The organism is Mycobacterium sp. (genome assembly GCF_035274705.1).
Classification (GTDB): Bacteria; Actinomycetota; Actinomycetes; order Mycobacteriales; family Mycobacteriaceae; genus Mycobacterium.
Genome location: NZ_DATENY010000036.1, coordinates 21,058 through 39,999 on the forward strand (window position 1 = coordinate 21,058; position 18,942 = coordinate 39,999).

Sequence of the window (18,942 nt, forward strand, 5' to 3'; positions counted from 1 at the left end):
ATTGATTTGCAACAGGCTGCATAACCATGCAGAATCGCTCCATGACTTCTGTCGCGGTGGCCGGTGCCAGCGGTTATGCGGGCGGAGAGATCCTGCGTCTGCTGCTCGGCCATCCCGCCTACGCCGACGGCCGGCTGACCATCGGCGCGTTGACCGCCGCCGCGAGCGCGGGTACCTCGTTGGCCGAGCACCATCCGCACCTGCTGCCGCTGGCCGGCCGGGTGTTGGAAGCCACCGACGTGGACGTGTTGACGGGCCACGACGTGGTCTTTCTGGCGCTGCCTCACGGCCACTCCGCGGCCATGGCCGAACAACTGGGCCCCGACACCGTGATCGTCGACTGTGGCGCCGACTTCCGGCTCACCGATTCGACGGCATGGCAGAGGTTTTACGGGTCGGAGCATGCCGGCAGCTGGCCCTATGGACTTCCAGAACTCCCCGGCGCACGCGATCGGTTGCGCGGGGCCACACGGATCGCCGTGCCCGGCTGCTATCCGACCGCGGCGCTGCTTGCACTGTGGCCGGCGATCGCAGAGGACCTCATCGAGCCCGCCGTCACGGTCGTCGCCGTCAGCGGAACCTCCGGTGCGGGCCGGGCCGCCAAGACCGACCTGCTCGGCTCCGAGGTCATCGGATCAGCGCGTGCCTACAACATCGGCGGAAAGCACCGGCACACTCCCGAAATCGCCCAGGGCCTCAAGACGGTCACCCACAAGGACGTCACCGTCTCGTTCACACCGGTGCTCATCCCGACGTCTCGCGGCATCTTGGCCACCTGCACCGCGCGCACCACGACACCGCTGTCTCAGCTGCGTGCCGCGTATGAAAAGGCTTACGACGCAGAACCTTTCGTGCACCTGTTGCCTGAGGGGCAGTTACCCAAGACGGGAGCGGTGATCGGCAGCAACGCCGCCCAGCTGGCCGTCGCGGTCGACGAGGACGCCGAGACCTTCGTCGCGATCGCCGCCATCGACAACCTCGTCAAGGGCACCGGCGGCGCGGCTGTGCAGTCGATGAACCTCGCACTGGGCTGGCCCGAAACCGAAGGACTGTCGATCGTAGGAGTCGCCCCATGACTGACCTCACCGATACGACGAGGCTCGTGCGCACCCAGGGCGTCACCGCGCCCGCGGGCTTCAAGGCGACCGGAATCGCGGCCGGTATCAAAGCATCCGGCGCGCTCGACCTTGCGCTGGTGTTCAACGAGGGACCGGACTACGGCGCCGCGGGCGTGTTCACCCGCAACCAGGTCAAGGCGGCGCCGGTGCTGTGGAGCCAGCAGGTCCTCACGACGGGACGGCTTCGCGCAGTGATCCTCAACTCCGGCGGTGCCAACGCGTGCACCGGCCCGCAGGGTTTCCAGGACACGCATGCCACCGCCGAGGCCGTCGCGGCTGCGCTATCGGACTGGGGCACCGAGACCGGCGCCATCGAGGTCGCCGTCTGCTCGACGGGCCTGATCGGTGACCGGTTGCCGATGGACAAGGTGCTCGGTGGCGTGCAAGAAGCCGTGCACGAACTGGCCGGCGGCCTGACCGGCGGCGAAGAGGCTGCCCGCGCCATCATGACCACCGACACCGTGCCCAAACAGGTTGCGCTGCACCATCCAGACAAGTGGACGGTCGGCGGCATGGCGAAGGGCGCGGGGATGTTGGCGCCGTCGCTGGCGACCATGCTGACCGTGATCACCACCGACGCCGTCGCCGACGCCGCCGCGCTCGACCAGGCGCTGCGCAACGCGGTCGCCATGACCTTCGACCGGCTCGACGTCGACGGCAGCTGCTCCACCAACGACACCGTACTGCTGCTCGCCTCCGGCGCGAGTGAAATCCAGCCCAGCCAAAGCGAACTCGACGATGCGGTGTTGCGGGTCTGCGACGACTTGTGCGCTCAGCTGCAGGCCGACGCCGAGGGAGTGACCAAACGCATCACCGTCACCGTCACCGGAGCGGCCTCCGATCACGACGCGCTCACCGCCGCTCGAGTAGTCGCCCGCGACAGCCTGGTCAAGACCGCGCTGTTTGGCTCCGACCCGAACTGGGGCAGGGTGCTTGCTGCAGTCGGCATGGTGCCGTTCGCTATCGATCCTGACCGGATCTCCGTGTCGTTCAACGGGTTTCCGGTATGTCTGAACGGCACGGGTGCGGCCGGCGCACGCGACGTCGACCTGTCCGGCGCCGACATCGACGTCACCATCGACCTCGGTCAAGGCATGGAACAGGCGTCCGTCCGGACCACCGATCTTTCGCATGCATACGTCGAAGAGAATTCGGCCTACAGCTCATGACGCTCGCGACACCGCTGAAAGCACAGGTGCTGGCCGCTGCCCTGCCGTGGCTCAAGCAGATGCACGGCAAGATCGTCGTGGTCAAATACGGCGGCAACGCGATGACCGATGATGTCCTCAAGACCGCCTTCGCGGCCGACATGGTGTTTCTGCGCAACTGCGGCATCCATCCGGTCGTAGTGCACGGCGGCGGCCCGCAGATCAGCGCCATGCTGAAAAGGCTTGGAATCCAAGGTGATTTCAAGGGTGGTTTCCGCGTCACGACACCGGAGGTGCTCGACGTCGCCCGCATGGTGCTGTTCGGGCAGGTCGGCCGGGAGCTGGTGGGCCTGATCAACGCACACGGCCCCTACGCGGTGGGCATCACCGGTGAGGACGCGCACCTGTTCACCGCGGTGCGGCGCAGCGTCACCGTCGATGGCGTCGCCACCGACATCGGACTGGTCGGCGACGTCGAACGCGTCGACACCGCCGCGCTTATGGATCTCATTGCCGCGGGCCGCATTCCGGTGGTCTCGACGATCGCCCCAGACATCGACGGGGTCGTGCACAACATCAATGCCGACACCGCGGCAGCTGCGTTGGCCGAGGCGCTGGGCGCCGAGAAGCTCGTGGTGCTGACCGACGTCGAAGGGCTCTACACCCGCTGGCCTGACAGGGACTCCTTGGTCAGCGAGATCGACACCGCCGCTTTGACGCAGCTTCTGCCGGCGCTCGAGGCCGGCATGGTGCCCAAGATCGAGGCGTGTATGCGTGCGGTATCGGGTGGCGTGCCGAGCGCACACGTCATCGACGGCCGCGTCGAGCATTGTGTGCTGGTCGAACTATTCACCGACGAGGGGACGGGCACCAAAGTGGTGAGCGCATGAGCGATCTGTTGCGGCGCTGGTCGGCCGTGATGATGAACAACTACGGCACCCCGCCGCTCGCGCTGGCCAGCGGCGACGGAGCCGTGGTGACCGACGTCGACGGCAAGTCATACGTCGATCTGCTCGGCGGCATCGCGGTCAACATCCTCGGGCACCGCCATCCCGCTGTCATCGACGCCGTGATGAAGCAGATGAACACACTCGGCCACACGTCGAACCTGTATGCCGCCGAACCGGGCATCGCGCTGGCCGAAGCGCTGGTCGGCCTGCTGGGACTCGACGCCCGGGTGTTCTTCTGCAACTCCGGAACCGAGGCCAACGAGGTGGCCTTCAAAATAACCCGGCTCACGGGACGCACGAAACTCGTTGCCGCCCAAGGTGCTTTCCACGGGCGCACCATGGGATCGCTCGCGCTGACCGGCCAGCCGTCCAAGCAGGCGCCGTTCGCCCCGCTGCCCGGCGACGTCACCCATGTCCCGTACGGAGACACTGATGCACTGGACGCCGCGGTTGACGACGACACCGCGGCGGTATTCCTCGAGCCGATCATGGGGGAGGGCGGGGTGGTCGTCCCGCCCGCCGGCTACCTGGTGGCCGCTCGAGAGGTCACCGCACGACACGGCGCGCTGCTGGTGCTCGACGAGGTGCAGACCGGAATGGGCCGCACCGGAGCGTTTTTCGCCCACCAGCACGACGGGATCACACCCGACATCGTGACTCTGGCGAAGGGGTTGGGCGGCGGATTGCCGATCGGCGCCTGCCTCGCCGTCGGTGACACGGGTGATCTGCTCACACCGGGCCTGCACGGCAGCACCTTCGGCGGTAACCCGGTCTGCACGGCCGCCGCGCTCGCGGTGCTCAAGGTGCTTGCCGACGACAACCTCATCGGGCGCGCCGATGTGCTCGGCAAGACGCTCAGCCACGGTATCGAGGCGCTGGGCCACCCGCTGGTCGACCACGTCCGTGGCCGCGGGCTGCTGCGTGGCGTCGTGCTGACCGCAGAAGCCGCCAAGCCCGTCGAGGCGGCCGCCCGCGACGCCGGCTTCCTGGTCAATGCCGCTGCCCCCGATGTGGTCCGGCTGGCCCCGCCGCTGGTTATCACCGAGGGCCAGATCGACGACTTCTTGACGGCCCTGCCGAATGTCTTGGACAAGGCGCAGGAGGTTTCCCAATGATCCGGCACTTCTTGCGCGACGACGATCTGACTCCTGAGGAACAGGCCGAGGTGCTGGCACTGGCCGCCGTGCTGAAGAAGGACCCGTTCAGCGCGCGTCCGCTCGAGGGTCCCCGCGGCGTGGCCGTCATCTTCGACAAGAACTCCACCAGAACCCGCTTTTCGTTCGAGATCGGCATTGCCCAGCTCGGGGGGCACGCGGTCGTCGTCGACGGCCGCAACACCCAACTCGGGCGCGACGAAACACTCGAGGACACCGGCCGGGTGTTGTCACGCTACGTGGACGCCATTGTCTGGCGGACGTTCGCCCAGGAGCGCCTCGACGCGATGGCGTCCGGCTCGACCGTGCCCGTCGTCAACGCGCTATCCGACGAGTTCCACCCCTGCCAGGTGCTCGCCGATCTGCAGACATTGACTGAACGCAAAGGTTCGCTAATGGGCTTGCGGCTGGCGTACTTCGGCGACGGGGCCAACAACATGGCCCACTCGCTGATGCTCGGCGGCGTCACCGCGGGCATGCACGTCACGATCGCCGCGCCGCGCGGATTCGAGCCGCACGCAGACTTCGTCGTCGCCGCCGAAAAGCGTGCCCTTCAGACCGGCGGCAGTGTCAGACTGACCAACGTTCCTCAGGCCGCCGCCGACGGCGCGGACGTCCTTGTCACCGACACCTGGACGTCGATGGGACAGGAGAACGACGGCCTCGACCGCGTCGGGCCGTTCCGGCCGTTCCAGATCAATGACAACATACTGCAGCTAGCTGACCGGAATACCGTTGTGCTGCATTGCCTTCCGGCACATCGCGGCGACGAGATCACGGACGACGTGATCGACGGACCGCAGAGCGCCGTGTGGGACGAGGCCGAGAACCGGCTACACGCCCAGAAGGCGCTGCTGGTGTGGCTGTTGGAGCGAGCGGGAGTCGAGGCATGACTTCAGCTGCCACTCGCGCGGGCCGGCAGGCTCGCATCGTGTCGTTACTCTCGTCGAAATCGGTGCACAGCCAAAGTGAACTGGTGGAAATGCTCGGCGCCGAAGGCATCGACGTCACGCAGGCCACGTTGTCGCGCGATCTCGAAGAGCTCGGCGCGGTGAAGCTGCGCGGCGCCGACGGCGGTGTCGGCGTGTACATCGTCCCCGAGGACGGCAGCCCCGTGCGTGGCGTATCGGGTGGTACCGAACGCATGTCGCGGCTGCTGGCCGAACTGCTGGTATCCACCGACGCCAGCGGCAACCTCGCGGTGCTCCGCACACCGCCGGGCGCGGCCCACTACCTGGCTAGCGCGATCGACCGCGCGGCACTGCCGTACGTTGTCGGAACCGTCGCAGGCGACGACACCATCCTGGTGGTCGCACGTGAACCGATGACCGGCGTGGAGCTGGCCAACAAGTTCGAAAGCATTCAACAAAAGGAGATCGGCTAATGTCCGAACGCGTCATCCTGGCGTATTCCGGCGGTTTGGACACTTCGGTGGCGATCAGCTGGATCGGCAAGGAAACCGGCCGTGACGTCGTGGCCGTCGCCATCGACCTGGGTCAGGGCGGCGAGGACATGGAGGTCGTGCGCAAGCGGGCCTTGGATTGCGGCGCGGTCGAAGCTGTCGTCGTCGACGCCAAGGACGAATTCGCCGACGAGTACTGCCTTCCGGCGATCCAGTCGAACGCGCTCTACATGGACCGCTACCCGCTGGTGTCGGCTTTGTCCCGGCCGTTGATCGTCAAGCATCTGGTCGCCGCGGCCCGCGAGTTCGGCGGCGGCATCGTCGCGCACGGTTGCACCGGCAAGGGCAACGACCAGGTCCGCTTCGAGGTCGGGTTCGCGTCGCTGGCACCGGACCTCGAAGTGCTCGCGCCGGTCCGTGACTACGCGTGGACGCGGGAGAAGGCCATCGCATTCGCCGAGGAGAACGCGATCCCGATCAATGTGACCAAGCGTTCGCCGTTCTCCATCGACCAGAACGTGTGGGGTCGCGCGGTGGAAACCGGCTTCCTGGAGCATCTTTGGAATGCGCCGACCAAGGACGTCTACGACTACACCGAGGATCCGACGGTCAACTGGAGCACGCCCGACGAGGTGATCATCGGATTCGAACGGGGCGTGCCGGTTTCGATCGACGGCAGGCCGGTGACCGTGCTGCAGGCCGTCGAGGAACTCAACCGACGCGGCGGCGCCCAAGGCGTTGGCCGCCTCGACGTCGTCGAGGACCGCTTGGTGGGCATCAAGAGCCGCGAAATCTATGAGGCCCCAGGCGCGATGGTGCTCATCACCGCGCACACCGAACTCGAGCACGTCACGCTGGAACGCGAACTCGGCCGGTTCAAGCGGAATACCGACCAAAAGTGGGGCGAGCTGGTGTACGACGGGCTGTGGTACTCGCCGCTCAAGGCCGCGCTGGAGACGTTCGTCGCCAAGACGCAGGAGCATGTATCGGGAGAGATCCGGATGGTGTTGCACGGCGGGCACATTGCGGTCAACGGCCGGCGCAGCTCCGAATCGCTCTACGACTTCAACCTCGCCACTTACGACGAGGGCGACACGTTCGACCAGTCCGCCGCCAAAGGCTTCGTCCATGTGCACGGCCTGTCGTCGAAGATCTCTGCGCGACGGGATCTGCAGTGACCTTTGTCCCCGCGAGCGTGCGTGTCTGCACAGCGACACGCCGCAAATCGCGTACAAACGCGCACCTCTGCGCCACGGTGAGCGAACGGATATGAGCACCAACGAGGGATCGCTATGGGGCGGTCGGTTCGCCGACGGGCCATCGGAGGCGCTGGCCGCGCTGAGCAAGTCGACCCACTTCGACTGGGTGCTGGCGCCCTACGACGTCACCGCGTCCAAGGCGCACGCGCGGGTGCTGTTTCAAGCTGGCCTGCTGACTGAGGAACAGCGCGATGGTTTGCTAGTCGGCCTGGACAGCCTGGCGCAAGACGTCGCGGACGGCAGCTTCGGGCCGCTGGTCACCGATGAGGATGTGCACGGCGCGCTGGAGCGCGGACTGATCGACCGCGTCGGCGAGGACCTCGGGGGACGCCTGCGGGCCGGCCGCTCGCGAAACGACCAGGTGGCCACGCTGTTTCGGCTGTGGCTGCGCGATGCGGTGCGCCGGGTCGCTGACGGGGCGCTCGACGTCGTCGGGGCGCTCGCGACGCAGGCGGCCGCGCATCCGACGGCGATCATGCCGGGTAAGACGCATCTGCAGTCCGCGCAGCCGATCCTGCTGGCGCACCATCTGCTGGCCCACGCTCATCCACTGCTGCGCGACGTGGACCGGCTCGTCGACTTCGACAAACGAGCCGCGGTGTCGCCGTACGGATCCGGCGCATTGGCCGGGTCGTCGCTCGGGCTTGATCCCGACGCGATCGCCGACGAACTGGGCTTCGACGCGGCCGCCGACAACTCCGTCGACGCCACCGCAGCGCGCGACTTCGCCGCCGAGGCGGCATTCGTGCTGACGATGATCGCCGTGGACCTGTCGCGGCTCGCTGAAGACATCATCATGTGGAGCACAACGGAATTCGGCTACGTCACGCTGCACGACTCATGGTCGACCGGCAGCTCGATCATGCCGCAGAAGAAGAACCCGGACATCGCCGAGCTGGCCCGCGGCAAGTCCGGCCGGCTGATCGGCAACCTCACCGGACTGCTCGCCACCCTGAAGGCACAGCCGCTGGCGTACAACCGCGACCTGCAAGAGGACAAGGAACCGGTGTTCGACTCGGTCGCGCAGCTGGAGCTGCTGCTGCCGGCGATGGCGGGCCTAGTCGGCACGCTGCGCTTCGACGTCGACCGGATGGCCGAGCTGGCGCCGTTGGGCTACACATTGGCCACGGACGTCGCGGAATGGCTGGTGCGCAGGGGAGTTCCGTTCCGGGTCGCGCACGAGGCCGCCGGCGCGGCCGTGCGCGCCGCTGAAGCACGCGGTGTCGGGCTGGAAGACCTCGAAGACGCCGAGCTGGCCGACATTCACCCGGAGCTGACGCCGCAAGTGCGCGAGGTGCTGACCATCGACGGATCGGTGAACTCGCGGGATGCCCGCGGCGGGACCGCTCCGATTCAGGTGGCCAAACAGCTAGGCGTAGTGCGTGATACCGCCGACAACCTGCGGCTCAAACTGCGGCGCTAACGCTTTAACCGCCCACGATCGCTGCGGCGAGCGCGACCCGATGGTCTTTTGTCCACGGTGGTCCCAGGCGCGCGCGAGGACCATGCAACACCCCGTCGGCGCGATCGGCCAGGATCTCGATTGCCTGCGCCTCGACTCGCTTCGCGTCGTAGTGATGAAGTCTCCAGCCGCGTGCGTGTGCGAGGTCGGCGAGTATCTGCCGGTACATGATGGCGTCGGCGCGGGCCTCGTACGGCGCGCGAAGCTGAACGGCCATGTCGTCGGGAAAGTTCGACGGCCATGTTCGTAGCGAGATCGAGACGACGGCTTCGGGTAGCGCCGCGGCGAGGTCGTCGAGTGCGGCCGATGACGCGCAGATAACCGACGCTCGCACCGTCGCCACGAGCTTGGTCATGGCGGCGACATCGAGGCGTCCGCGGTCATAGTGAATTGGGGCCGCTGTCAAGCCGGGCTCGATGAGCTCAATCCGTCGGCGATCAACGACGTCGTAGTCGGCCGAGGCCGTGACAGCGACGGCCCAACCGAGATGATCAGCGATGCCCAGATGCACGTCGCCGATTATTCCTCGGCAGCCGCGAGCCACGCCTCTTCGAGAGACTCCCTCCGTGCCAGTAGCTCTCGGAGTTCACGATCCAGCTCGCCGACCCGGACGTGATCGGTCGCCGCCTCCGCCATCGATTCGTGCAGTGCGGAGATCTGGTCGTCGAGCTTGGTCAACTGACCTTCGATGCGGGCCATTTCCTTGCCAGTCCGCCGTTCCCGTGCCGACGCAGACTCTGCACGCGCGGGCTCGGGCCGAGCGACCACATCCGATGCCGCCGCCCGCTCCGCCAAATACTGGTCGATACCACCAGGCAGCAGGTCGCAACGCCCACCGCCGGACAATGCGTACGTGACGTCGCTGACCCGTTCCAAGAAATACCGATCGTGGGTGACGACGATCAGCGTGCCCGGCCACCCGTCGAGGTAGTCCTCGATCACGGTCAAGGTATCGATGTCCAGGTCGTTCGTCGGTTCGTCGAGCAGCAGCACGTTGGGCTCGTCGAGCAATAGTCGCAGGAACTGCAGACGGCGCCGCTCGCCGCCGGACAGGTCGGCAAGCCGCGCGGTCAGCTTGTCGCCGGTGAACCCGAAGTCCTTCAGCAGGGTGTCGGCACTGATCTCACGCCCTCCCGCCAGTTCCGTTACCCGCCTTCGGCTTTCGACGGCATCGAGTACGCGGTCGGTGCCATCCAACTCGGCTAGCGCCTGGCTCAGATAGCCGATCTTCAGCGTCGTGCCCCGCTTGATCGTCCCCGCAACCGGTTTCAGCTCGCCTACGAGCAGCCGCAGCGCCGACGTCTTGCCGGTTCCGTTCACGCCGACGAGGCCCATGCGCGCACCCGGCCCGATGGACCAGTCGACACCATCCAGGATCACGCGTGAACCAGCCTCGAGCCGGACGCGATGCAAATCGAAGACATCCTTGCCCAACCGCGCCATCGCAAATCGTTGCAGCACAAGCGAGTCGCGCGGCGGCGGTTCGTTGGCGATCAGATCGTTGGCCGCCTGGATCCGAAACTTCGGCTTCGACGTCCGTGCGGGCGGCCCACGCCGCAGCCACGCCAGTTCCTTGCGCATCAAGTTCTGTCGTCGGGCTTCTGTGCCAGCCGCCAACCGCATCCGCTCGGCGCGCGCCAACACGTACGCGGCGTATCCGCCCTCATAGGCGTCGACGGCACCGTCGTGCACCTCCCACGTGCGGGTGCACACCGCGTCGAGAAACCAACGGTCGTGGCTGACCACCACCAACGCCTTTGCCCGGCGCGTAGTCAAGTGCGCGGCGAGCCAGCCAATCACTTCGACGTCGAGATGGTTCGTCGGCTCGTCGAGCACCAGCACGTCGTGGCCGCCCAGCAGCACTTCGGCCAGCGCCACCCTGCGCCGCTCACCGCCCGACAGCCGCGCCACATCGCGGTCCAGGTCGACGCCGCCCAGCAGATGCTCGACGACGTCGCGCGTGTTGGGTTCGGCAGCCCACACGTGGTCCGGCCGGCCGCCGACGATCACGTCGCGGACGGTGGCGCCAAGAATTTCGTCGCCCTGCCGCACATATCCCACCGACAGGCCGGAGGTGTGGGTGACCCGGCCCGAATCGGGCTCTCGGGTGCGCGTGAGCACCTGCAGCAAGGTGGTCTTACCGTCGCCGTTGCGGCCGACGACGCCGATCGCGTCGCCCTCGTCGACGCCAAGGCTGACCCCGTCGAGCAGTGTTCGAGTGCCGTAACCGACGGTCGCGCGCTCGACGTTGATCAGGTTCGTCATCAGCCGCGATGATAGAGCGGCGGCGTGCCATGATGATCGGCGGCAGTCGGGGGACTGGCAGCGCACAAGGGGAGTAGGTCGTGGTGGACCTTTCGGCAATTACCAGGCCGGTGGGACGGCTGGTGGCCACCGCGCAGAACGGGCTGGAAGTGCTGCGTTACGGCGGGCTGGAGACCGGCGCGGTGCCTTCACCGTTCCAGATCATCCAGAGCGTGCGCATGTACCGGCTACGGCGGTACCTCCCGCCGGATGCGCGTCCCGGCGCTATGCCGCCGGGACCGCCGGTGCTGATGGTGCACCCGATGATGATGTCGGCCGACATGTGGGACGTCACCCGCGACGACGGGGCCGTCGGCATTCTGCACAACGCCGGCATCGATCCGTGGGTCATCGACTTCGGCTCACCCGACAAGGTCGAGGGCGGCATGCAGCGCAACCTCGCCGACCACGTCGTAGCGCTGAACGAAGCCATCGACACAGTCAAAGAGGTCACCGGCCGCGACGTGCACCTGGCCGGTTACTCACAGGGCGGCATGTTCGCCTACCAAACCGCGGCCTACCGCCGGTCGAGAGACGTTGCCAGCATCATCGCGTTCGGCGCGCCGGTCGACACCCTGGCAGCGCTGCCGATGAACGTGCCGGCCACCCTGGCCCCGGCCGCCGCGGACTTCATGGCCGATCACGTGTTCAGCCGCATCGACATTCCCGGCTGGCTGGCGCGCACCGGGTTTCAGATGCTCGATCCGATCAAGACGGCGCAGTCGCGGCTGGAGTTCCTTCGTCAGCTACACGACCGCGAGGCGCTGCTACCGCGCGAACAACAGCGGCGCTTCCTCGCGTCAGAGGGCTGGATCGCCTGGTCGGGTCCGGCGATCGCAGAACTGCTCAAGCAGTTCATCGCCCACAACCGGATGATGAGCGGCGGCTTCTCGATCCACGGCGACCTGGTGACGTTGTCTGACATCGACTGCCCGGTCCTGGCCGTCATCGGCGAGGTCGACGACATCGGTCAGCCGGCGTCGGTGCGTGGCATCAAACGGGCTGCTCCGCAGGCCGATGTCTTCGAATATTGCATTCGCGCAGGGCATTTCGGCTTGGTCGTCGGATCTAAGGCGTCGACGCAGACCTGGCCGACGGTCGCGCAGTGGGTGAGGTGGCTGGACGGCCAGGGCGACCTGCCCGACAGCGTCACGCCAATGGCGCTTCAGCCTGCCGAACACGCCGAGAGTGGCGTCACGCTCAGCTCGCGCGTTGCGCACGGCACGGCGGCCGCCACTGAGATGATCTTCAGCCTGGCCCGCTCGGCGGCCGACGCGCTCGTCGCTGCCAACAAGTCCGCGCGGACGCTGGCCATCGAAACGGCCAGGACCCTGCCGCGGCTCGCCCGTCTCGGCCAGATCAACGACCACAGGAGAATCTCCCTCGGGCGCATCATGTCCGAGCAGGTCCGCGACGCACCCAATGGCGAGTTCCTGCTTTTCGACGGCCGCGTCCACACTTATGAGGCGGTGGACCGCCGCATCAACAACGTGGTCCGCGGCCTCATCGATGTGGGCGTCCGGCAAGGCGCACACGTCGGCGTGCTGATGGAGACCCGGCCCAGCGCGCTGGTCGCGATCGCCGCGCTGTCGCGCCTCGGCGCGGTGGCGGTATTGATGCCGCCCGACGTCGATCTGGCCGCCGCGGCCAGGCTCGGCGCGGTGTCGGAGATCATCGCCGATCCGAGCAACCTCGAGGCGGCCCGCAAACTCGATATGCGGGTATTGGTGCTCGGCGGCGGCGAATCTCGCGACCTGCACCTGGATGAAAATGCCGACGTCCCAGACGTTGTTGATATGGAGCAGATCGACCCCGACGTGGTCGATCTGCCCGGTTGGTATCGGTCCAACCCCGGGCTGGCGCGTGACCTGGCGTTCGTCGCGTTCAGTTCCATCGGCGGCGAACTCATCGCTCGCCAGATCACGAACTATCGCTGGGCCCTTTCGGCGTTCGGCACCGCATCGGCCGCCAACCTCGGCCGCGGCGACACCGTCTACTGCCTTACACCGCTGCACCATCAGTCCGGGCTGCTGGTCGCACTCGGCGGCGCGGTGGTCGGCGGTGCCCGGATAGCACTGTCGCGGGACCTGCACCCCGACCGGTTCCTGCAGGAGATCCGGCAGTACGGCGTCACCGTGGTGTCGTATACGTGGGCGATGCTGCGAGAGGTCATCGACGACCCGGCGTTCTCGCTGACCGGCAGCCACCCGGTGCGCCTGTTCATCGGCTCCGGAATGCCTAGCGGGCTGTGGAAACGGGTCCTCGAAGTCTTCGAGCCCACGCACATCGTCGAGTTCTTCGCGACGACCGACGGCCAGGCCGTGCTGGCCAATGTGTCCGGCGCCAAGATCGGCAGCAAGGGCAGACCGCTACCGGGCGGCGGCGAAGTCGAACTTGCCGCCTACGACGCCGAAGACGACCTGATCCTCGAGGACGACCGCGGATTCGTTCGCAGGGCCGAAGCCAACGAGGTCGGCGTGCTGCTGGCCCACCCCCGTGGCCCCGTCGACCCGACGGCCTCGGTAAAACGCGGCGTCTTTGCCCCCGCCGACACCTGGGTGTCGACCGAGTACCTGTTCCGCCGCGACGACGACGGCGACTACTGGCTCGTCGACAACCGCAGCGCGGTGATCCACACCGCCCGCGGCCCCGTGTACGCGTCGACGACCAACGACGCCGTCGGGCGGCTGGGAGCGGTGGACATGGCCGTGACCTACCCGGTCGAGGCGGGCGGCCAGCACCTGGCCGTCACGGCGCTGGCGCTGTGTCCCGGCGGCAGCATTCCGTCGGCGGATCTGTCTGAGGCGCTGGCTGATCTGCCGGTGGGCAACCCGCCCGACATCGTGCATGTGGTGCCCGAGATGAAGCTCGGCGCGTCGTATCGGCCGCTGATCAGTCCGCTGCGGGCCGATGGCATCCCCAAGCCATCGCGTAACGCGTGGTATCTGGATCCCGATACGAATCGATACAAGCGGTTGACGGTTGCGGTACGTACGGAGATCGCCGGCGCCCAACAGTAAGACGTGATCACTGTTAGGCTCCCCGCTGGCGGCAGGAGGAGATGACATTGCAGACCGGTAAGTTGCGTCGCGCAGCCGCGAGCGCCGTGGCCAGCAGCGCCGTGGCCGTTGGGCTCCTGATGGGCGTGGCTTCGACCACGGCGCACGCCGACGTTCTCGACGACATCGGCGCGAAGTACATGCAAGGCGCCGGTGGCGGTCAGATCTCGAATTTCGTCAAAGAGTCGTTGACCCTTCGTGCCTTGGGCTTCAAGCCGTCGAAGTCCAACCTCGACGAGCTTCAGGCCGGCTGGGATTATCTGCCCAACCAGACCCGGCTTGTCGACGCGCTCAAGGACACAATCAGCTTCCAGCGCAAGCTGCAGGCGCAGGTGCAGAACTCCGTGAGTGGGAGTGGGCAGAATCCGTACGCGTTCGGCGTCGGCCAGCCGCCGCCCGGAGTGGGTCCGTCGCAGCCGCCCGGCGTGCCGCCGGATCTCGGCCAGAACGGTGGCATTTACATCGGCGGTGGCGGCAACACGATCAACCAGCCGATCGGCTAGCGGCGGTCGTGCTCGACGAAAAGCTCCTGAGCATCCTCGTCTGCCCGCAGGATCGCGGGCCGCTGCTTCTCGTCGACGATGAGTGCCTGTACAACCCTCGTCTTCGGCGCGTCTATCGAATTGAGGACGGCATCCCCGTGCTGCTCGTCGACGAGGCGGTCGCTGTCACCGACGACGCGGAGCATCAGCGGCTGCTGGACTCCGCGTCAGGTCAGTCCGGGTAGGTCGCCGGTCAGGTAGCGCTGCAAGTTGGGCGCGATGGTCTCGGCGATCTGCTCGACGGGCAGCGACTTGAACGGTTCGAGCTCGAGGATGTAGCGGGCCATCACCACGCCCACCAATTGGGACGCGACGAACTGCACGCGGATTCGTGCGCTTCCAGGTGGGTTATCGACTCGGGACCCGACTTCGGCGGTGATCACTTCCTGAAGGAATGAGCGAACGAGGGAGGCCTCGGCGCCCGCCAGGATCGATCTCAGCGTCGCGATGAATCCCTTGCCCATCTCCGAATCCCAGAGCGGCAACAGGATCGACGGCAGCGTGTAGCCGATTTGTTCGACGGGCACTTCCCGCAGCGGGCCGATGACGTCCATGGGATCGATGGGAATGTGAATAGCAGCGGCGAACAGCTGTGTCTTCGTACCGAAGTAGTGGTGTACGAGCGCAGGGTCCACGCCCGCGCCCGCAGCGATCGCACGGATAGACGTCTTGTCAATCCCATTACGGGCAAACAGGTCTCGTGCGCTGGCGAGTATTCGCTCGCGGGTGTCCGACGTCCCGGGTGGGCGCCCGGGACGTTTGCGTTCAACCTCAGCGGTCAACTCACGGCGTCCGTCGGCGTAGTGTCGCGGCTGCTAAGCACAGCGCGATGACGGCACAGCCCATGACGACGACGATGTCGCGGACGGCGGTCTGGGTCAGTTCCGGGTGCGAGCCGACCTGCTGCAGGGCTTCCAGCGCGTAGCTGGCCGGCATGACGTTGCTGATCCATTCCAACCAGTTTGGCATCATCGCCCGCGGAACGATGATGCCCGCCAACAGCAGCTGCGGGGCAATCACCAGAGGCATGAACTGCACGGCCTGAAACTCGGTGCGGGCGAAGGCACTACACAGCAGGCCCAGCCCGACGCCGAGCACAGCATTGACGATCGCGATGACGAACACCCAGATCGGGCTGCCCGCCGTATCGAAACCGAGCACCCAGAATGCGGTGATGCACGTCAGCGTCGCCTGGACCGCCGCGGCGATCCCGAACGCGGTGCCGTACGAGGCGAGCAGGTCGAGTCGCCGCAGGGGCGTGGTCAGGATGCGTTCCAGCGTCCCGGACGCCCGCTCCCGCTGCATCGTGATCGACGTGATCAGGAACATCACGAACAGGGGGAAGAGGCCCAACAGGATCAGGCACGCGTTGTTGAACCCGGACGGCACGCCCGGCCGGGTGGGGATGTTCTGGAACATGAAGTACATCAGCGTGATGATCAAACTCGGTACGAGCAGCATCATCGCGATGGTGCGATGGTCGGCGGCAAGCTGACGCAGGATCCGCGCGGTTGTGGCGGTGTAGCCCTGAACCGTTATCCGGCTGCGGCCGCGGTGCTGCGCCTGATGATGGACAGAAACGCGTCCTCCAGTGACGTGCATCCTGTTTCCTCTCGTAGTCGGTCCGGAGTGATGTGGGCCAGCAGATGGCCGTCGCGCATCAGCAGGAGATCCCCGCAGCGGTCGGCCTCATCCATGACGTGACTGGACACGAGCAGCGTTATTCCGCTGTCGGCCAACGCGTGGAACTGCTCCCACAGGTCGGCGCGTAGCACCGGGTCGAGGCCGACGGTGGGCTCGTCGAGCACGAGCAGATCGGGCTGGCAGACGAGCGCGCAGGCCAATGACGCCCGCGTGCGTTGGCCACCAGACAGATTGCCGCACAAGGCAGTTCGATGATCGCCTAGCCCCACCGCGTCGACAGCTGCGTCGGCCGCGTGAGAGTCCATGCCGTACAGCGCAGCGAAGTAGCGCACGTTGTCGATGATTCTCAGGTCGTCGTAGATCGTCGGATCCTGCGGCATGTATCCGACCCGTCGGCGCAACGGAGCCGAACCGGCGGGTTGCCCCAGCACAGTGACCGATCCGGCGGTGACGATCTGCGTGCCGACGATCGATCGCATCAAGGTGGTCTTGCCGCATCCCGATGGGCCGAGCAGACCGGTGATGGTTCCGCGGGCGATCTGGACCGAGAGGTCGTGGACCGCGGGCCGTTTGCCGCGGATCACCCGCAGATGGTCGATGACGATGACGGGTTCGACGCCGTGTCGTAGTAATTCATCGCTCGATGAAGTCATCATATGTTGAATATGCTCCCGCCGATGGGGCATGTCAAGAGCACCGGCAGAATCGCTCGAGTGAGTGCAGAGCTGCTGGCTGTCGACCCGCTGGCCGCGGCCCGGCGGCTTCTTGGAGCCGCGCTCACCGGACGCGGAGCGAGCGCGATGATCGTCGAGGTGGAGGCCTACGGCGGGCCTCCCGGCGGACCGTGGCCGGACGCTGCCGCACATTCATTCCGCGGGCCGACCGGGCGAAACAAGGTGATGTTCGGGCCTGCAGGACGGCTCTACACGTACCGAAGCCACGGCATCCACGTCTGCGCCAACGTCGTGTGCGCCGCCGACGGAGTCGCGGGTGCCGTCTTGCTCAGGGCCGCCGCGGTCGAAGCGGGTCTCGAAGTCGCACTGGCACGGCGCGGCGAAATTGTTCGTCCTGCGGCACTGGCCCGCGGACCGGGAAATCTGTGCGCAGCTCTGGGAATCACCATGGACGACAACGGAATTGACCTGTTCGACGTTCGCAGCCCGGTTCGCTTGACGCTCGGCGAGGAACATGTCGGCGTCGAAGGCCCGCGGGTGGGTGTGAGCAAGGCCGCCGACCGCCCTTGGCGTTTCTGGCTCGCCGGCCGTCCGGAAGTGTCGTTGTTCCGACGCAGTCCGCGAGCACCGGCTCCCGGCGAAAGCGATTAGTGCGGGAAGATCGACGCTGTGACTTCTACAGGTGCGTCCATCCTCGATGAGCTGGAATGGCGTGGGCTGATTGCACAGTCCACCGACCGGGACGCGCTGGCGGCGGAGCTGGCGAGCGGACCCGTCACGGTCTATTCAGGATTCGACCCGACTGCGCCGAGCTTGCACGCCGGGCATCTGGTTCCGCTGCTGGGACTGCGACGGTTTCAGCGCGCCGGCCACCGGCCAATCGTGTTGGCCGGCGGCGCCACGGGCATGATCGGCGACCCGCGTGACACCGGCGAACGCACGCTGAACACAGCCGACACAGTCGCCGATTGGGCCAACCGAATCCGCGGCCAGCTCGAACGGTTCGTGGACTTCGACGACTCGCCGACCGGCGCCGTCGTCGAGAACAACCTGTCGTGGACGAGCGAGTTGTCGGCGATCGAATTCCTGCGCGACATCGGCAAGCACTTCTCGGTCAACGTCATGTTGGACCGCGAGACTGTCCGCCGCCGGTTGGAGGGCGACGGGATCTCGTATACCGAGTTCAGCTACATGCTGCTGCAGGCCAACGACTACGTGGAACTTCACCGCCGGTACGGATGCGCGCTGCAGATCGGCGGTTCAGACCAGTGGGGCAACATCATCGCCGGTGTGCGCCTGGTCCGTCAGATGGAGGGGGCGACGGTTCACGCGTTGACCACGCCGCTGTTGACCGATTCGGACGGCAAGAAGTTCGGGAAGTCGACGGGCGGCGGCAACCTCTGGCTGGACCCGGAGATGACGAGCCCGTACGCCTGGTACCAGTTCTTCATCAACACCGCGGACGCCGATGTGATCCATTACCTGCGGTGGTTCACCTTCCTGACGCCCGAGGAACTCGTGGAGTTGGAGCAGGCGACGGCGGAACGGGCGCACGAGCGGGCCGCGCAGCGCCGGCTGGCCCGTGAGCTGACCACGCTGGTGCATGGCGAGGCCGCGACGGCATCCGTCGAACATGCAAGTCAGGCGCTGTTTGGCCGGGGCGAGCTGGGGGAGTTGGACGAGCCGACACTGGCAGCGGCGCTGCGGGAGGCCTCGATCGCCGAGCTCAAGCCGGGTGGCCCCGATTCGATCACCGACCTGCTGGTCGCCAGCGGTTTGTCCGGCAGCAAGGGCGCCGCACGGCGGACGATCGGCGAAGGTGGGGCGTACGTCAACAACGTTCGGATCGACAGCGAGGAATGGGTGCCGCAGCCGTCCGACTTCCTGCACGGCCGCTGGCTGGTGTTGCGTCGCGGCAAGCGGAATATTGCCGGCGTCGAGCGCGTTGGATGAGGTGTCGGAGTCGACGCACGCCTGCGTGCGCGCGATGGAAGCGGAACCGAAAGACACGCCCCATCAGGCCATTTGACTCAGAGTTTTCCCTCACGTAACTTATCGGAGTCGCTGCGACACGGGCCCAGCCCGAAGAGCGCGGCGGCTCCCAGAGGGAAATCCCACTTCGGTGGGTTCCTGATCGTCCGCACTACGAGTACGCGGCTTTTTGCCGCGGGCTAGTTGCGCGGTCGAGCGGGTGTGTTGTTTGAGAACTCAATAGTGTGTTTGGTG

The 18,942-nt window shown here is 66.6% G+C and carries 18 protein-coding genes; 13 read left to right on the forward strand and 5 right to left on the reverse strand.

Annotated features, from left to right (window positions below):
• Positions 1–26 precede the first annotated feature (26 nt).
• The 8 genes from argC (at position 27) to argH (ending at position 8,454) form a co-directional block, all read left to right on the forward strand.
• Positions 27–1,076, forward strand: coding sequence for an N-acetyl-gamma-glutamyl-phosphate reductase (argC, locus tag VJV41_RS09400; RefSeq protein ID WP_325333027.1), 1,050 nt, complete (start codon positions 27–29; stop codon positions 1,074–1,076).
• Entirely contained in the window at positions 1,073–2,287 is a 1,215-nt protein-coding gene (gene argJ / locus VJV41_RS09405) for a bifunctional glutamate N-acetyltransferase/amino-acid acetyltransferase ArgJ (RefSeq protein WP_325333028.1), read from the forward strand. Before argC ends, argJ begins: the two co-directional genes overlap by 4 nt.
• Positions 2,284–3,156, forward strand: a complete 873-nt coding sequence (gene argB / locus VJV41_RS09410; protein WP_325333029.1) for an acetylglutamate kinase — start codon at positions 2,284–2,286, stop codon at positions 3,154–3,156. The genes argJ and argB overlap by 4 nt, the downstream gene beginning before the upstream one ends.
• Complete coding sequence (locus VJV41_RS09415; protein ID WP_325333030.1) at positions 3,153–4,331, forward strand: acetylornithine transaminase; 1,179 nt, start codon at positions 3,153–3,155, stop codon at positions 4,329–4,331. Before argB ends, VJV41_RS09415 begins: the two co-directional genes overlap by 4 nt.
• Positions 4,328–5,263 carry an ornithine carbamoyltransferase gene (gene argF, locus VJV41_RS09420; protein WP_325333031.1) on the forward strand — a complete coding sequence of 312 codons (936 nt, stop codon included), beginning with the start codon at positions 4,328–4,330 and terminating at the stop codon, positions 5,261–5,263. Before VJV41_RS09415 ends, argF begins: the two co-directional genes overlap by 4 nt.
• Positions 5,260–5,754, forward strand: a complete 495-nt coding sequence (locus VJV41_RS09425; RefSeq protein ID WP_325333032.1) for an arginine repressor — start codon at positions 5,260–5,262, stop codon at positions 5,752–5,754. The genes argF and VJV41_RS09425 overlap by 4 nt, the downstream gene beginning before the upstream one ends.
• Complete coding sequence (locus tag VJV41_RS09430; RefSeq protein WP_325333033.1) at positions 5,754–6,950, forward strand: argininosuccinate synthase; 1,197 nt, start codon at positions 5,754–5,756, stop codon at positions 6,948–6,950. The genes VJV41_RS09425 and VJV41_RS09430 overlap by 1 nt, the downstream gene beginning before the upstream one ends.
• Before the next feature lie 91 nt (positions 6,951–7,041).
• Complete coding sequence (gene argH / locus VJV41_RS09435) at positions 7,042–8,454, forward strand: argininosuccinate lyase (RefSeq protein ID WP_325333034.1); 1,413 nt, start codon at positions 7,042–7,044, stop codon at positions 8,452–8,454.
• Positions 8,455–8,458: 4 nt separating this feature from the next.
• Here the strand turns inward: argH and VJV41_RS09440 are convergent, their stop codons facing one another.
• Together VJV41_RS09440 and VJV41_RS09445 are read right to left on the reverse strand one after the other, a co-directional pair.
• A complete protein-coding gene (locus VJV41_RS09440; RefSeq protein WP_325333035.1) occupies positions 8,459–9,004 on the reverse strand; it encodes a hypothetical protein in 546 nt (181 codons plus the stop codon).
• Positions 9,005–9,012: 8 nt separating this feature from the next.
• Complete coding sequence (locus VJV41_RS09445) at positions 9,013–10,758, reverse strand: ABC-F family ATP-binding cassette domain-containing protein (protein WP_325333036.1); 1,746 nt, start codon at positions 10,756–10,758, stop codon at positions 9,013–9,015.
• 83 nt (positions 10,759–10,841) lie between these two features.
• On the opposite strand from VJV41_RS09445, the gene VJV41_RS09450 reads away from it, so the two are divergent.
• From VJV41_RS09450 to VJV41_RS09460, 3 genes are read left to right on the forward strand one after another with little or no spacing between them, the layout of a single operon-like run.
• Positions 10,842–13,817, forward strand: coding sequence for an acyl-CoA synthetase (locus VJV41_RS09450; protein WP_325333049.1), 2,976 nt, complete (start codon positions 10,842–10,844; stop codon positions 13,815–13,817).
• A gap of 41 nt (positions 13,818–13,858) precedes the next feature.
• Positions 13,859–14,359 carry a hypothetical protein gene (locus VJV41_RS09455; protein ID WP_325333037.1) on the forward strand — a complete coding sequence of 167 codons (501 nt, stop codon included), beginning with the start codon at positions 13,859–13,861 and terminating at the stop codon, positions 14,357–14,359.
• Positions 14,360–14,367: 8 nt separating this feature from the next.
• Complete coding sequence (locus tag VJV41_RS09460) at positions 14,368–14,583, forward strand: Trm112 family protein (RefSeq protein ID WP_325333038.1); 216 nt, start codon at positions 14,368–14,370, stop codon at positions 14,581–14,583.
• Here VJV41_RS09460 and VJV41_RS09465 read toward each other — a convergent pair.
• The 3 genes from VJV41_RS09465 to VJV41_RS09475 are packed head-to-tail and all read right to left on the reverse strand — an operon-like array spanning position 14,566 to position 16,698.
• Positions 14,566–15,180 carry a TetR/AcrR family transcriptional regulator gene (locus tag VJV41_RS09465; protein ID WP_325333039.1) on the reverse strand — a complete coding sequence of 205 codons (615 nt, stop codon included), beginning with the start codon at positions 15,178–15,180 and terminating at the stop codon, positions 14,566–14,568. The genes VJV41_RS09460 and VJV41_RS09465 overlap by 18 nt on opposite strands.
• Before the next feature lies 1 nt (position 15,181).
• A complete protein-coding gene (locus tag VJV41_RS09470; RefSeq protein ID WP_325333040.1) occupies positions 15,182–16,000 on the reverse strand; it encodes an ABC transporter permease in 819 nt (272 codons plus the stop codon).
• Complete coding sequence (locus tag VJV41_RS09475) at positions 15,934–16,698, reverse strand: ABC transporter ATP-binding protein (protein ID WP_325333041.1); 765 nt, start codon at positions 16,696–16,698, stop codon at positions 15,934–15,936. The genes VJV41_RS09470 and VJV41_RS09475 overlap by 67 nt, the downstream gene beginning before the upstream one ends.
• Positions 16,699–16,719: 21 nt before the next feature.
• Between VJV41_RS09475 and VJV41_RS09480 the strand changes: the two genes are divergently transcribed.
• Together VJV41_RS09480 and tyrS are read left to right on the forward strand one after the other, a co-directional pair.
• Positions 16,720–17,367 carry a DNA-3-methyladenine glycosylase gene (locus VJV41_RS09480; RefSeq protein ID WP_325333042.1) on the forward strand — a complete coding sequence of 216 codons (648 nt, stop codon included), beginning with the start codon at positions 16,720–16,722 and terminating at the stop codon, positions 17,365–17,367.
• 18 nt (positions 17,368–17,385) lie between these two features.
• Positions 17,386–18,669 (forward strand): tyrosine--tRNA ligase, encoded by a 1,284-nt coding sequence (gene tyrS, locus VJV41_RS09485; RefSeq protein ID WP_325333043.1) that lies wholly within the window; start codon positions 17,386–17,388, stop codon positions 18,667–18,669.
• The last annotated feature ends 273 nt before the right edge of the window (positions 18,670–18,942 follow it).